We start from the raw sequence: 12,900 nt of genomic DNA, 5'->3' as shown, positions 1-12,900 counted from the left end.
CACGCTTTTCACCCTCGATGCCTGGTTCGACGTGATGGCAGCACTTGCCGGGACTGACCGGTACACCGCCGTCGCCTTAGCAGGCATCGCGGAGTCATACGGCACCGTCATGACAGGGGTTCCTCCCTCAGGGCGCCCCAGTCACCGTCGCCGACGAGATGGAACAGGGTGGCGGTGACCGCGGCCAGGCCGGTCCAGCCGGTCTGGTGGGAGGCGCCGAGGCCGGCGCCGGTGTCTGCGTGGAAGTACTCGTGGAACAGGATCAGATCGCGCCAGTGCGGGTCCTTGGTGAACGTCGGCTGGGCACCGTGCACCGGGCGACGGCCCTGGGCATCGCACAGGAAGGTGGCGGTGAGCCGGCCAGTTGGAATTGCCCCCGAACATGCCGGAGTCCGACTCGGCGGGCAGATAGCCGACCCCGTACGGCTCGCCGTGCACCTCGAAGGTGTACGGGTGCGCGGCGTGGTACCGCGACAGCGAGCGGATGCCGTGCGGGCCGAGGAACTCGTCCTCGTCGAGCATGCGGGAGAGGCACGCCTTTCACAACAGCGGCAGGCCCGGCGGAGCGCGGTGGGCACACGTGCTGTGCCCACCGCGGTCTTCGGACGGTGGTTCCGTTGTGGCTGTCGGGTCAGGGCTCAGCCGCAGCAGCCCGAGCTGCCGGTGCTGGGCTGTCCGCCGTGCAGGTCGTCGTCGTGCCCGGCAGCGATCCGTGCCCATTGCGCGGTCGGCCGTCCGTCCTTGCGGAACTGCTGGCCGCTGGCCTCATACGGCTGCGGCCAGCCCGTCGGGGAGTCCTCCCAGACCTCCTGCCGTCCGTAGACGGTCATGTCGAGGATGCCGTAGGAGGGCGTCATGGGCTCGACCCCTCGGCCGGTGGTCCAGTACGTCTCGTAGACGCCGTCCCCGTCGCGGAGGTAGCACGCCTTCATGCCGAAGTGGCGGCCGGCCAGGAGCCGTTCGTGGGACTCGGCGGGTACGGAGTACCAGGGCATCTCCCAGCCCATGAAGCGGCGGTAGCGTTCGGACTCCTCGTAGGGGCCCTTGCAGAAGGCGGCGAAGGTGACATCACGCTGGTGCAGATAGGACAGTTCGCGGACCTGGCCGGTGAAGAAGGTGCAGCCCTCACATTGGTCGGCGGCGGGGCGGCCGTCATGCCACATGTGATACGACGCGAACAGCTGGGTACGGCCGTCGAAGGCGTCGATCAGGGGAACTTTTCCGTTGCCTCCGACGAGCGGAGTCGAGGGGTCGACCTCGGTCATGGGCAGCCGTCGCCGTGCGGCGGCGATCGCGTCGCCCTCCCGGGTGTGCGCCTTCTCCCGGGCGCGCAGGGTGTCGTTCGCGGCCAGCCACTCCGAGCGGGAGACGACCGGCGGCTTGTTCGTGGCAGTCATGCCCGTACTGACCCGGCAGCCGACAGAAACTCATCGGTGGGGTCCGGGGCGGGCGGGCCAGGCGTCCGCAGCCAGTCCACGATCCGGCCGCCACCATCGGCACGCCGGACCACATCACACGACCAGCCGGATCCTGATCGCAGAGAGGGCGAGGAGATCAACTGAGCGCATTCGGCCTGGCGCTGAGCGCCGGGTGGGGATTTTCAAAGAGCGGGTGGGGATTTTCGAAGAGAACGGGAACCACGCGCTCGATGCTTTGGGCGCCCCCTGGCCGGCGTACCGGGCGCCGATGTTCGTGAGAGCCGGCGCCACTTGGGCATGAGTCGGCCATGTCCTTCGCTATCGCTGTCAGGGTTGGTCCGCCAGGGCGGCGGCGAAACGCGCCGCGAGCGTCGCGACCGCGGCACGGAGTTCCTGGCCGCCCTCGACGCGGAAGGCGAACGGCACGCTCGCCAGCCATTCCTGTGCGTACATCGCCGGATTGCTTGTGCTGCCGACGAGCACGCACCCGCCTTTCGATGGTTCGAGCCGTCCCATGGGAGGCCGGATCCACGGCGCCACCTCGGCCAGTGGAGCGTCGAAAACGACGCGGGTGGGGAACTCCCACCCGGTGCCCAGGTTCTCTTCCACTGCTGCCACCGGGTCGAGGCCGCCGGGCGGCTCGAACTCGTGGGCTGTCTGCCGCACGGCGCGGACCCGGTCGATCCGGTAGGTGCGGATCGCGGCCGCGCGATGGGAGTGACACAAGAGGTACCAGCGCCCGTGGCGGACGACGACCGCCCAGGGGTCCACCTCGGCCTCCCATTCGTTGCCGGACTCGCTCCGGTACGTGACCAGCACGCGACGTCGGGCTGCGACGGCGGCGACGAGTGCGCTGGTGGTAGAGGGATCCGGCCGGGCCGAGTGCCGGTCGGGCGCGGCTGACGCGTGCTCTCGCAACGCCGCTGCTTGCCGGCCGACGCTCTCGGGCAGGGCCCGGATGACCTTGCCCAGGGCAGAACCGACGAGATCGTCGACGTCGGCTGCTGCCGGCCGGCCGTCGAGCACCGCCATGACCAGGCCAAGTGCCTCGGGCTCCGTGAAGACGACCGGCGGCAGCCTGGTCCCGCGCCCGAGCCGGTACCCGCCGTAGGGACCCCGGGTCGACTCGACGGGGATGCCCGCCTCTCGGAGGATCGCGACGTACCGGCGCGCGGCCCGCTCAGTGACACCCAGAGACGCGGCGAGTCCGTCGGCCGTCACGCCGGGACGGGCCTGGAGGATCTCAAGGGCGCGCAGGGCTCGTGCGGTGGGGCTGGGATCGGTCGGCACGGGAGCAGGGTAGGCGGTCGTGGGACAAGCCGGAAGTAGATTGTCCGGAACCGGTCCTAGGGTGATGGCCATGACCGAGTTCCGCGAGCAGGACCTCACGGGAGCACTCTTCCAGCGCGTGAGCCTTCGGGGCGCCGCCTTCACCCAGGTGTCCCTCAATACCGTCCGCATGCGCGCAGTTGACTTCACCGGGGCGCAGATCCGTGGCGCCCTGTTCAACGAGAGCCGCATGCGCGGCGTCGAGCTGGTCGACGTCGAGATCAGCGGCGAGTTGAAGAACGTCGTCGTGAACGGCGTCGACATCGCACCGCTCGTCGACGCCGAACTGAACCGTCGCATGCCCGAGCGGGCGAGGATGCGCCCCGACGACACCGATGGGTTCCGTGAGGCGTGGGCAATCCTGGAGCGGCTGTGGGAGGGAACCGTCGCGCGTGCGAGGACATTCCCCGAAGCGGCGCTCCACCGCGGCGTCGCTGACGAGTGGTCCTTCATCCAGACCCTGCGGCACCTCAACTTCGCCGGCGCTGCCTGGGTCGGCCGGATGATCCTCGGCAATGCCTCGCCGTGGCACCAGTTGGACCTGCCGTGGGACGAGGCACCCGGGTGGGACGGTATCCCGTGGGACCGCGAGGCACGACCCTCGCTCGACGAGGTGCTGACGGTCCGACGCGAACGCCAGGTGATGGTCCGCCACGTCATGGAGTCACTCACCGACGAGCAACTCGCCTCCGAGGTGACCCACACCGAGCCCGGCTGGCCACGGATGGAGCGCTTCCCCTTCAAGGAATGTCTCAGCATCGTCATCAACGAGGAATGGGAACACCGGCTCTATGCCGAACGTGATCTGACCTCACTCGAGAAAGAAAACTGATCATGGACATCCTCCTCATTGCCGGCCTGTGGCTCGACGGATCCGCATGGGACGATGTCGTCCCCACGCTCGAGGCGCTCGGCCACCGCCCCGTGCCGCTGACCCTCCCCGGTCAGGGCGACGGATCTGCGTCCGCCGCGCTCGACGACCAGGTGGCGGCGGTGCTCGCCGCCGTGGACTCGGCGTCCGAAAAGCCCATGGTGGTGGGGCATTCCGCCGCCTGCACCCTGGCTTGGCTGGCCGCCGACGCGCGACCGGAGAAGGTGGCCAAAGTCGCCCTCATCGGCGGCTTCCCGTCCGCCGACGGGGAGCCTTACGCCGACCTCTTCGAGCCGAAGGACGGCGTCATGCCCTTCCCCGGCTGGGGCCCATTCGAGGGGCCGGACGCCGCTGACCTTGATGAAGAGGCCAGGCGCAGCTTCGCGTCTGCCGCGATCCCCGTCCCGGAAGGGGTGACCAAGGGCATGGTGCGTCTGGTGGACGATCGACGGTTCGACGTACCGGTCGTGGTCGTGTGCCCCGAATTCACCCCTGCCCAGGCCAAGGAGTGGATCGGCGCCGGTGACGTACCCGAGCTCGCCAAGGCCAGGCACCTCGACTTCGTCGACATCGACTCAGGTCACTGGCCGATGGTCAGCAAGCCGATCGAACTCGCCCGGCTCCTGGCCGCAGCGGCAGCCGAGGCCTGACACGGCGCCGCAGCCCGTCGCGTCCAGGAGCAGACGCTGGAAGACGTGCGGCGGATCCAGCGCGGCTGGCGGAGGAACGGCTACTGCTCCCCGGATGACGCCCCGGACCGCCGGTTCGGGGCCTTCGCGACGCAGGTCGACGTGGGCACGCGGTGGTGGACCGGGAACTGTATGTCCGCGCTCCTGGACCTCCGACCCGCACCGCTGCCGGGATGCCGGACCCGGCGGCGGCCACCACGTGCCGTGGATCACCGGCGACGGGCTCTACGGCGGCAACCCGAAGCGTCGGGCCGCCCTGGAGGAACGAGACACCGGCTACGTGCTCGCCGTGGGCTGCCCGGCCGAAGTCATCACCCGAGCACCGCTGCCGCGAGTGGGCCGTCATCGACCTGCCCGGCCCCGACTTCGGCCGCCGCCAGCGGCTGATCCGTCGCCACCGCACCACCGGCGAACTCGCCTACTACCGCTGCCACGCACCTCGACCGGTACTCCTGACGGCCCTGGTGCGGGTCGCCGGGGCACCCTGGCCGTGTTCGCCCACGCCTTCCTCGCCGTCGTCCGCCCGACGAACACGCCCGCCATCCTGCCGATGGCCTACCACCGGCAGGCCGCCCCACGGTCATGAAGCCGCGGTATTCAACTGGGGTAGTGGGCAGCCCGACGGCAGCTACCGCGAATCCCCGACCGGTCCCGGCACACCGACCGATTCCTTTCGGGGCTGACCCGAGTCTTCATATTCGAGGGCCGGAACGTCCGACCCCGAGAACGGAGACCATCATGCGCAAGCTCATCGCGGGGGCATTCGTCACGCTTGACGGTGTGGTCCAGGATCCGGGCGGATTCAGCGAGATCGAACGCGGCGGCTGGGCACTGGACTATTTCGACGACACCTCGCGCCAGCGGGCCACCGACGCGCTCCTGGCGAGCGACACTTTTCTGCTGGGGCGGGCGACCTTTGAGATCATCGAGAAGGCCTGGTCGCGCAACACCGGGCCGTATGCCGAGGCGATGAACAACATTCCCAAGCTCGTCGTGACGAGGACGCTGCTCGGCCCGTTGCCCTGGAACGCCACCGCCCTCGCCGGTGAGGCGGCGCAGACGGTCGCGAAGCTCAAGCAGGGGCCCGGCGGCGACATCGTCATGTACGGCAGCTCCACGCTGATGCGAACTCTGCTCCAGCACAACCTGATCGACGAGCTGAACCTCGGCGTCCACCCCCTTGTCGTCGGCGAGGGAAGGCGGCTCTTCGACAGTGCGCTGCCGGGCTCGCTGCGGTTCGTGGCCGCAACGCCGAGTGCGACCGGAGTCGTCACGCTCACCTACGCCCCGTAATGTCGATCGGGATGGGAGATTTCGCAACGGACACGGAACCCTACCGGCGCGAGCTGCTGGCGCACTGCTATCGCATGCTTGGATCGGTGGACGACGCCGAGGACGTGGTCCAGGAGACCTACCTGCGTGCCTGGCGTTCGTATGAGGCGTTCCAGGGCAGGTCGTCGGTGCGCACCTGGCTTCACCAGATCGCCACCAACGCATGCCTCTCCGCGGTGTCGCACCGTAGTAGGCGTTTCCTGCCGTCGGGCCTTGGCGGACCCGCCGACGACCCAATGAACCCGCCGATGGCTACGGAAGCGCAGTGGGTTCAGCCCGTTCCCGACTCGATGCTCGACCCGGCAGCGATCGTCACGGCGCGCGACAGCCTGCGCATCGCGCTGATCGCCACGCTCCAGCGGTTGCCGGGCCGTCAGCGGGCGGTGTTCATCTTGCGCGACGTCCTGGCGTGGTCGGCGGCGGACGTCGCGCAGGTGATGGGCACCAGCACGGCAGCGGTCAAGAGCATGCTGCAGCGCGCGCGTGCGCGGCTGGAACAGGCGCCACCTGACGTCGAGGAAGCGGTCGAGCCCGGCGAACTGAGTGCCGTCCTCGCCCACTACATCGCCGCAGTCGAGGAGGCCGACGGCGCGGCGCTCGAACAGCTGCTGCGTGTCGATGCCAGCGTCGAGGCGACGCCTTGGCGCACCTGGTTCTCCGGCCGCGCCACCTGCGTGCCGTATCTCGTGCAGCGGGTCCTGGGCTCGCCGGGCACGTGGCAGCTGCTGCCGACCAGCGCGAACGGCCAGCCGGCGGCGGTCGGCTACCGCGATGGCCAGGCCTACGGCATCCTCCTGCTCACCGTGACCCCGGAGGGCATCGCGAGAATCAACGCGTTCGGGGATCCGGGGCTTGTCAAGCGGTTCGGCTTCCCCGCGTCGGTATGAGCGCGAAGACCCGCTCGGCGATCGGACGGGGCCTGCGTCGAGGCACTTGTCGAGCGGTATCCCGACGATGTCCGGGGCAGCCCGTGGGCCTCACCGCCGGTCATCGGTGAAGCCTCGGGCCTGATCGTCTGTCTGCCGAGCCCCAGGCAGTCACCCGTACTGCCCCAACCCGGGGTTTGCGGACATGATCGGGCACTCCGAGGAGAAGAAGTGCCATGACGGCTGACAGCCGCCGAACCTACGTCGGGAAGGGAAAGACATGCGTCTGGACCTCACGGGACGGACCGCGCTGGTGACGGGATCCACCCAAGGCATCGGTGCCGCGATCGCGGCCGGACTCGCGCGGCCCGGTGCCCGGGTCGGAGTCAACGGGCGCGACCGGGGCAGGGTCGAGGAGTCCGTCAAACAGCTCAAGGCCGACGTGCCGGACGGCGATTTCGTTCCGGTCACCGCCGACGTCGCGTCCGAGGAGGGCGCCGTCGGTGCCCAAGAAGCCCTGCCGGACGTCGACATCCTGATCAACAACCTCGGCATCTTCGGCGCCAAGGACCCGTTGGAGATCACGGACGACGAATGGCGTCGCTACTTCGAAGTGAACGTGCTGGCCGCCGTCCGCCTCACCCGTACCTACCTGCCGCAGATGATCCAACGGGGGTGGGGCCGCGTCCAGTACATCGCAAGTGACTCTGCAGTCGTGATCCCCGCCGAGATGATCCACTACGGCATGTCGAAGACCGCCCTGCTCGCGGTCAGCCGTGGCTTCGCCAAGCATGCCTCGGGGACCGGCGTCACCGTGAATTCCGTCATCGCCGGCCCTACCCACACCGCTGGTGTGGAGGATTTCGTCTACCAACTCGTCGACCGTGACCTTCCGTGGGACGAGGCGCAGCGAGCCTTCATGCGAGAGCACCGCCCGCAGTCGCTGTTGCAGCGCCTGATCGAACCCGAGGAGATCGCCAACATGGTGGTGTACCTGAGCTCCGACCTGGCGTCCGCCACCACGGGCGGCGCACTGCGGGTCGACGGAGGGTACGTCGATTCCATCCTCCCCTAGGCCCCGCCGGACCGAGGACCTCCTCGACGTTCTTCATGCCCCGTGCCGACCGGGCCCCGGTCAGCGGACGATGTCGCTCGCCAGGTCCCACAGGCGCTCGGCGTTCGCCGGGTCCAGCGCGTAGGGGGCCACGCCGGGGACGCCCCACTGGGTGGGACGGGTGTGGACGAGAGGCGCCTCGTTGACGTCCTCGAAGTAGCGGCCGCCGACGCCTTCGACCAGCGGGGAAGCGGCGAGGAACACGGTCGTCGCGGCGCCCTGCCCGATCGTCTTGCGGTAGGGCTCGGGGGTCCGCAGGCCTCCGGTGTGCCGCTGGAGGTTGGTGGCGATCGCACCGGGGTGCAGGGAGTTGGCCGTGATGCCGTCGCCGGACCAGCGGCGCTGCGCCTCGACGGCCAGGAGGATGGCGGCGGTCTTGGACTGGCCGTAGGCGGCGAGCGCGTCGTACGGGCGGAAGCGGAAGTCGATGTCGTCGAAGACGACGGGAGAAAAGAGATGGCCGCTGGAGGAGACCGAGACCAGGCGCGCGCCGTCGCCGTCGGCGAGGGCGCGGTGCAGCCCCAGGGCCAGGGCGAAGTGTCCCAGGTAGTTGGTGGCGAACTGCTGCTCGTGGCCGCCGATGCCCCGCTCCAGTTCCGGCGGCATCATGATGCCGGCGTTGTTGATCAGGATGTGCAGCGGACCCTGCCAGCCGGCGGTGAGCGCCCGCACCGATCCCAGGTCGGCCACGTCCAGGCGGGCGACGTGGATCGCGTCGTTGCCGGTGACCTTGCGCAGGTCGGCCGCGACCTGTTCGCCGGCTTCCGGACGGCGGACCGCGAGCGTGACCTCGGCGCCGTTGGCCGCCAGAGCGCGGGCGGTCTCGACTCCGATGCCCGAGCCCGCGCCCGTGACGATGGCCCGCCTGCCTGACAGGTCGACGCCCTCGATCACCTCCGAGGCGGTGCTGTCGCGGCCGAGCGGGGTCGTGAAGAGCTGGGACATGTGATGCATTCCTCCGGTCGTTCGAACTGCTCCCTCAGACTGCGCCGAACGCCCTGGGACGAACCAGGACGGGTTGAGACTGGGACTGACAGGGCCATCCATGAAACCGGAACGCGTTCGTACGCTGGAAACATGACAGCCGCAGGAGACGCCAACGCACTGGGCCGGTATCTGCGCGCCCGCAGGGAACTGGTCCAGCCCGATGAAGCCTGGGACCAGGGCAACCGGCGTGTCCCGGGGCTGCGCCGCGAGGAGGTCGCCTTCCTCGCGGGGATCAGCTCCGATTACTACAACCGCCTGGAGCAGGGCCGCGACAGGAACCCCTCGGAGCAGGTCCTGCGCAGCATCGCCCGCGCCCTGCGACTGGACGAGGAGGCGACGACCTACCTGCTGGAGATCGCCACACGTAAGAACCCGCGGCGCAAGCGGCCCCGCAGGCCGGAGCAGGTCAGTGACGGCATGCGCACGCTCATCGGCTCCTGGCCACTCACCCCGGCGTACATCCACGGCACATACATGGACGTCCTGGCCGCCAACAGCCTCGCCATCGCGCTCTCACCGTTCAACGCGCCGGGACACAACGGCATTCTGGCCGCGTTCCTGGAACCAGAGATGCGGGAACTCCACCAGGACTGGGAGGACATGACCGCCCGGGTCGTCCCGTACCTGCGCTCGGTCGTTGGTGCGGACATCGAAGACTCGCGCCTGGTCGAGATCGTCGGAGAACTCTCCCTGCGCAGCGAGCGCTTCCGCACTCTCTGGGCCCGGCAGGACGTCAAGCACAAGACCACTGGCACCAGCCTGCTTCTTCACCCCCAGGCCGGCCCCCTGGAACTGCACTACGAAAAGCTGCTGGTCCCGGGCACCGACCGGCAGACGCTGATCACCTACCACGCACAGCCGGGCAGTGCCTCCGAGGAACGCCTGCGTCTGCTCGCCAGCATGAACGCCCCTGACCATGTCGGCGGTGTACGGGCCGCCGGCGACGAGACCCGAACGCCCGGACGCACCACGCCTTGACATGGTCTCCGGACATCCGTGACCGGCCTGGTCGCCGACGCACGCGCCGTTCTTCGTCACGCTGCGTGAGTGCCGGTGGCCGCCTCGCGGGGTCAGCCCTCCGCGGGGTCAGCTCTGCACTCGGTCAGGCCTCCGCGCGGTCAGCCCTCCGCGCGGGTGGGCAGCCGCCATCCCGGGCGCGGGAAGTGGCAGGTGTAGCCGTCGGGGTAACGCTCCAGGTAGTCCTGGTGCTCGGGCTCGGCCTCCCAGAAGGGGCCGACCGGCTCGACCTCGGTGACGACCTTGCCCGGCCACAGTCCGGAGGCGTCCACGTCCGCGATGGTGTCCTCGGCGATCCGCTTCTGCTCGTCATCCACGTAGTAGATCGCCGAGCGGTAGCTGAGACCGATGTCGTTGCCTTGGCGGTTCTTGGTGCTCGGGTCGTGGATCTGGAAGAAGAACTCCAAGATCGTGCGGAAGTCGGTCTTCTCGGGGTCGAAAAGGATCTCAATGGCCTCCGCGTGGGTGCCGTGGTTACGGTACGTCGCGTTCGGCACGTCACCCCCGGTGTATCCGACCCGGGTCGCTGTCACGCCCGGGAGCCGGCGGATCAGGTCCTCCATCCCCCAGAAGCATCCGCCCGCCAGTACGGCCCTCTGCGTCTGCGCTGCCATTTCGGCCCCTCCAATGTCTGTCGCCTCGGTCACTCGGGCCGCTCTGCTCGCACACCGGCGGCAGCCCATGCCCTCTGGCTTCATCAGCGCGTGAGGGTTCCAAACAATTCCGTGCCCGCCCGCCCCGCCGCCGATCAGCCGGGGGTGGGGCACCGCCGCAGCCTGCGGAAACCGTCCCGGGGCGCCGCCTACGTCACCGCGAGATCCCGTTTTTAAGTTAATTAGCAATTAATATTGACAGGCTTGAGGGGCCTGGGCACAGTTTCCGCCGTGGCACCGACGCCCAGGCACGACCGGAGCGGGGTGCCCCGTACCCCCAACTCTCGGGAGAATCAAGTGGCTTCGCATCGTGCAGGGATGGCGCGACCGCGGCGGACCGCGGTGGTCCTCGGTGCCGTGGTGCTGGTCGGCTCGGCGGTTCCGGCGGCACACGCCGCGGACGACCAGGGCGCGCCGCAGTACTACGACAGCGGTCTCGCCTCCACGCCGTACATGGGATGGAACACCTACTACGGGCTCGGCGCGCCGACGGAGGACCAGGTCAGGAAGGTCGCCGACCACCTCGTCAGCAGCGGGCTGCGCGACAGCGGCTACAACATCGTCTGGCTGGACGGTGGTTGGCAGGCGGACCAGCCGCGCGATCCGCAGACGGGTCGGCTCGTGGCCAACCCCACCCGTTTTCCCTCCGGCATCCCCGCGCTGGTGACGTACCTTCACAAGCGGGGCCTGAAGGTCGGCATCTACACCGACGCGGGTGAGTACGACGGCGGCAAGTGGTGCGGCCTGGGCAGCCGCGGTCACTACGAGCAGGACGCCCGCCAGTTCGCCGGGTGGAAGGTCGACGCCATCAAGGTGGACTTCCTCTGCGGCATCGGCGCGGGGCTCGATCCGGGCCCCGCCTTCAAGGAGTTCAGCGACGCCGTCGCCAAGTCCGGGCGGAAGATGCTGCTCAACCTCTGCAACCCGCTCACCGACGACTGGGGCATGCCGCACACCCCGGAGCAGGACGCGCACAACACCTTCGTCTACGGTCCGACGGCAGCCGACTCCTGGCGCACCGGCACCGACATCGCCTGGGGCACCCCGACCGCGGGGGAGTGGCCGAACATCCTGCGCAACATGGATGCCAACGCCTGGCACCCCGAGGCCCAGGGGCCCGGGCACTGGAACGACCCCGACTACCTCATCCCGATGCGCAAGCTCGCCGAGGGTGGCTACGAGATGACGGAGGAGGAGTCCACCACGCAGTTCGTGATGTGGGCCGAGATGGCCTCGCCGCTCGTGCTCGGCAGTGACCCGCGCACCCTGCCGCAGTCGATGGTCGACACCCTGCGCAACCCCGAGATCATCGCCGTCGACCAGGACCCGCTGGGCATCCAGGGCGCACGCGTGGCGACCGACTCGGTCGGCGACGTCTACAGCAAGGTGCTGAACGGCGCGGGCAAGCGGGCGGTCGTGCTGCTCAACCGTTCCGACCAGGCGCAGGATCGCACGGTGACCTTCGCGGACGCCGGCCTCGCGGGCAAGGTCGCGGTGCGCGACCTGCGGGCCCGTGCCTCGCGTGGCACTTTCACCGGCTCGTACACGGTGCGCGTCCCCGCGCACGGCACGGCCTTCCTCAAGCTGACCGGCACCGACGAGGCACCCGGTACGCAGCTTCCCGGCCGCTCCTCGGCGAGCCCGGCCCTGGTGCGCGACGGCGACACGCTCACCGTCCTCACCCGCGGCACGGACGGCGCGCTGCGCGCGCAGACCGCGCGCGGTGGTGACTGGGCCACGTCCCGGACCACCGATCTGGGTGGCCCGACGCGCGGCCGCGTCCTGGGCCAGCCCGCGGCGTACGCCTCGGCCGGCGGACGGATCGACGTCTTCGTGCGCGGCACCGACGACACCGCCTACCGGCGCGTGTACGCGAACGGGCACTGGGGGCGCTGGCAGAGCCTCGGCGGGACGCTGACGGACGCGCCGACCGCGGCCTTCGCGGGACCGGACGACTGGACCCTGTTCGCGCGCGGCGCGGACGGCAGTGTGTGGTCGCGCGGCCCGGCCTCCGGCTGGACCTCGCTCGGCGCCCCGCAGGGCCGCCCGTTCTACGGACGTCCGTCGGCCGTCGTCGACGACGCCGGGCGGCTGCACGTGGCCGTGCGCACCCCCGACGACTCGGTGTGGTCGCGGACCCGCGACACCTCCGGTACCTGGTCGGACTGGACGTCCCTCGGCGGCACGACCAGTGGCAGCCCGACCTTGGTGGCGTCCGGCGGCACTGTTCACCTGTACGCGCGGGCCGGGGACTACACGCTCTGGACGCGCAGTTGGACCGCCGACGGCGGCTGGGCCGGCTGGAGCAAGAACACCGACTTCGTCAGCGGGGCCTTCGACGGCGCGCTCGGTGCCGTCGCCGGGCCGGAGGGCGGCGTGCTGGCCGCCTACCGCGGGGTGGACGGCCGCGTCCACCAGACCGGGCTCTGAGCTCCGCGCTCGTTCCGCCCCACCCCGCACCACCGAGAACCAAGCCACACCCCGCATCACCACCCGGCACCAACAGGTGTGCCTCCGGGCCTTGTTCGGCCCGGAGGCACACCCTCCGAGAAATAAATTAGTAATTAATCTTGACGGTACCAGGACCCCTGCGACAGGCTGTGCCTGCCGCAGGCAGAGCCGGG

The 12,900-nt window shown here is 69.7% G+C and carries 12 protein-coding genes and 1 pseudogene; 8 read left to right on the top strand and 5 right to left on the bottom strand.

Translation table 11 applies throughout. The annotated features are described in order from the left end of the window. Positions 1-107: 107 nt before the first annotated feature. The 3 genes from ACIQTP_RS10945 to ACIQTP_RS10935 form a co-directional block, all read right to left on the bottom strand. Complete coding sequence (locus ACIQTP_RS10945) at positions 108-314, bottom strand: hypothetical protein (protein WP_403398506.1); 207 nt, start codon at positions 312-314, stop codon at positions 108-110. 324 nt (positions 315-638) lie between these two features. Continuing rightward, a complete protein-coding gene (locus tag ACIQTP_RS10940) occupies positions 639-1,397 on the bottom strand; it encodes a DUF899 family protein (protein ID WP_403398504.1) in 759 nt (252 codons plus the stop codon). 348 nt (positions 1,398-1,745) lie between these two features. Continuing rightward, a complete protein-coding gene (locus tag ACIQTP_RS10935) occupies positions 1,746-2,708 on the bottom strand; it encodes a helix-turn-helix transcriptional regulator (RefSeq protein WP_403398501.1) in 963 nt (320 codons plus the stop codon). Between the two features lie 19 nt (positions 2,709-2,727). Here ACIQTP_RS10935 and ACIQTP_RS10930 point away from each other — a divergent pair, with 19 nt between their 5' ends. From ACIQTP_RS10930 to ACIQTP_RS10905, 6 genes and pseudogenes are all read left to right on the top strand, one after another. Continuing rightward, positions 2,728-3,579 (top strand): DinB family protein, encoded by an 852-nt coding sequence (locus ACIQTP_RS10930; RefSeq protein ID WP_403398499.1) that lies wholly within the window; start codon positions 2,728-2,730, stop codon positions 3,577-3,579. A 2-nt stretch (positions 3,580-3,581) separates the two neighbouring features. Beyond that, positions 3,582-4,268, top strand: coding sequence for an alpha/beta fold hydrolase (locus ACIQTP_RS10925; RefSeq protein ID WP_403398498.1), 687 nt, complete (start codon positions 3,582-3,584; stop codon positions 4,266-4,268). Between the two features lie 131 nt (positions 4,269-4,399). After that, positions 4,400-4,795, top strand: a pseudogene (locus ACIQTP_RS10920) (IS701 family transposase); the annotation flags it as partial. A 250-nt stretch (positions 4,796-5,045) separates the two neighbouring features. Further along, complete coding sequence (locus ACIQTP_RS10915; protein ID WP_403398496.1) at positions 5,046-5,600, top strand: dihydrofolate reductase family protein; 555 nt, start codon at positions 5,046-5,048, stop codon at positions 5,598-5,600. Between the two features lie 11 nt (positions 5,601-5,611). Beyond that, positions 5,612-6,526, top strand: a complete 915-nt coding sequence (locus tag ACIQTP_RS10910; RefSeq protein WP_403398494.1) for an RNA polymerase subunit sigma-70 — start codon at positions 5,612-5,614, stop codon at positions 6,524-6,526. A gap of 259 nt (positions 6,527-6,785) precedes the next feature. Next, positions 6,786-7,580 (top strand): SDR family NAD(P)-dependent oxidoreductase, encoded by a 795-nt coding sequence (locus ACIQTP_RS10905; RefSeq protein WP_403398491.1) that lies wholly within the window; start codon positions 6,786-6,788, stop codon positions 7,578-7,580. Positions 7,581-7,640: 60 nt separating this feature from the next. Here ACIQTP_RS10905 and ACIQTP_RS10900 read toward each other — a convergent pair whose 3' ends face one another. Then, complete coding sequence (locus ACIQTP_RS10900) at positions 7,641-8,564, bottom strand: SDR family NAD(P)-dependent oxidoreductase (RefSeq protein ID WP_403398489.1); 924 nt, start codon at positions 8,562-8,564, stop codon at positions 7,641-7,643. A 132-nt stretch (positions 8,565-8,696) separates the two neighbouring features. Between ACIQTP_RS10900 and ACIQTP_RS10895 the strand changes: the two genes are divergently transcribed. After that, positions 8,697-9,584: a helix-turn-helix transcriptional regulator gene (locus tag ACIQTP_RS10895; protein WP_403398486.1), complete on the top strand. Its 888-nt coding sequence runs from the start codon at positions 8,697-8,699 to the stop codon at positions 9,582-9,584. A 140-nt stretch (positions 9,585-9,724) separates the two neighbouring features. Here the strand turns inward: ACIQTP_RS10895 and msrA are convergent, their stop codons facing one another. Continuing rightward, the gene (gene msrA, locus ACIQTP_RS10890) at positions 9,725-10,237 is read right to left on the bottom strand and encodes a peptide-methionine (S)-S-oxide reductase MsrA (RefSeq protein WP_351297335.1); all 513 of its coding nucleotides are present in this window, start codon (positions 10,235-10,237) and stop codon (positions 9,725-9,727) included. A gap of 357 nt (positions 10,238-10,594) precedes the next feature. Between msrA and ACIQTP_RS10885 the strand changes: the two genes are divergently transcribed. After that, complete coding sequence (locus ACIQTP_RS10885; protein WP_403398484.1) at positions 10,595-12,706, top strand: glycoside hydrolase family 27 protein; 2,112 nt, start codon at positions 10,595-10,597, stop codon at positions 12,704-12,706. The last annotated feature ends 194 nt before the right edge of the window (positions 12,707-12,900 follow it).

It is taken from the genome of Streptomyces sp. NPDC090798, assembly GCF_044768965.1.
Taxonomy (GTDB): domain Bacteria; phylum Actinomycetota; class Actinomycetes; order Streptomycetales; family Streptomycetaceae; genus Streptomyces.
Note: the sequence above shows the minus strand (reverse complement) of the source record. Positions and strands in the feature narration are given on the sequence as shown.

Bases quoted from the DNA above. Each gene is read 5' to 3' on its own strand.
- ACIQTP_RS10905 (WP_403398491.1), top strand. From the start codon at position 6,786: ATGCGTCTGGACCTCACGGGACGGACCGCGCTGGTGACGGGATCCACC.
- ACIQTP_RS10895 (WP_403398486.1), top strand. From the start codon at position 8,697: ATGACAGCCGCAGGAGACGCCAACGCACTGGGCCGGTATCTGCGCGCC.
- ACIQTP_RS10940 (WP_403398504.1), bottom strand. From the start codon at position 1,397: ATGACTGCCACGAACAAGCCGCCGGTCGTCTCCCGCTCGGAGTGGCTG.
- ACIQTP_RS10915 (WP_403398496.1), top strand. From the start codon at position 5,046: ATGCGCAAGCTCATCGCGGGGGCATTCGTCACGCTTGACGGTGTGGTC.
- ACIQTP_RS10900 (WP_403398489.1), bottom strand. From the start codon at position 8,564: ATGTCCCAGCTCTTCACGACCCCGCTCGGCCGCGACAGCACCGCCTCG.
- ACIQTP_RS10925 (WP_403398498.1), top strand. From the start codon at position 3,582: ATGGACATCCTCCTCATTGCCGGCCTGTGGCTCGACGGATCCGCATGG.
- ACIQTP_RS10885 (WP_403398484.1), top strand. From the start codon at position 10,595: ATGGCGCGACCGCGGCGGACCGCGGTGGTCCTCGGTGCCGTGGTGCTG.
- ACIQTP_RS10910 (WP_403398494.1), top strand. From the start codon at position 5,612: ATGGGAGATTTCGCAACGGACACGGAACCCTACCGGCGCGAGCTGCTG.
- msrA (WP_351297335.1), bottom strand. From the start codon at position 10,237: ATGGCAGCGCAGACGCAGAGGGCCGTACTGGCGGGCGGATGCTTCTGG.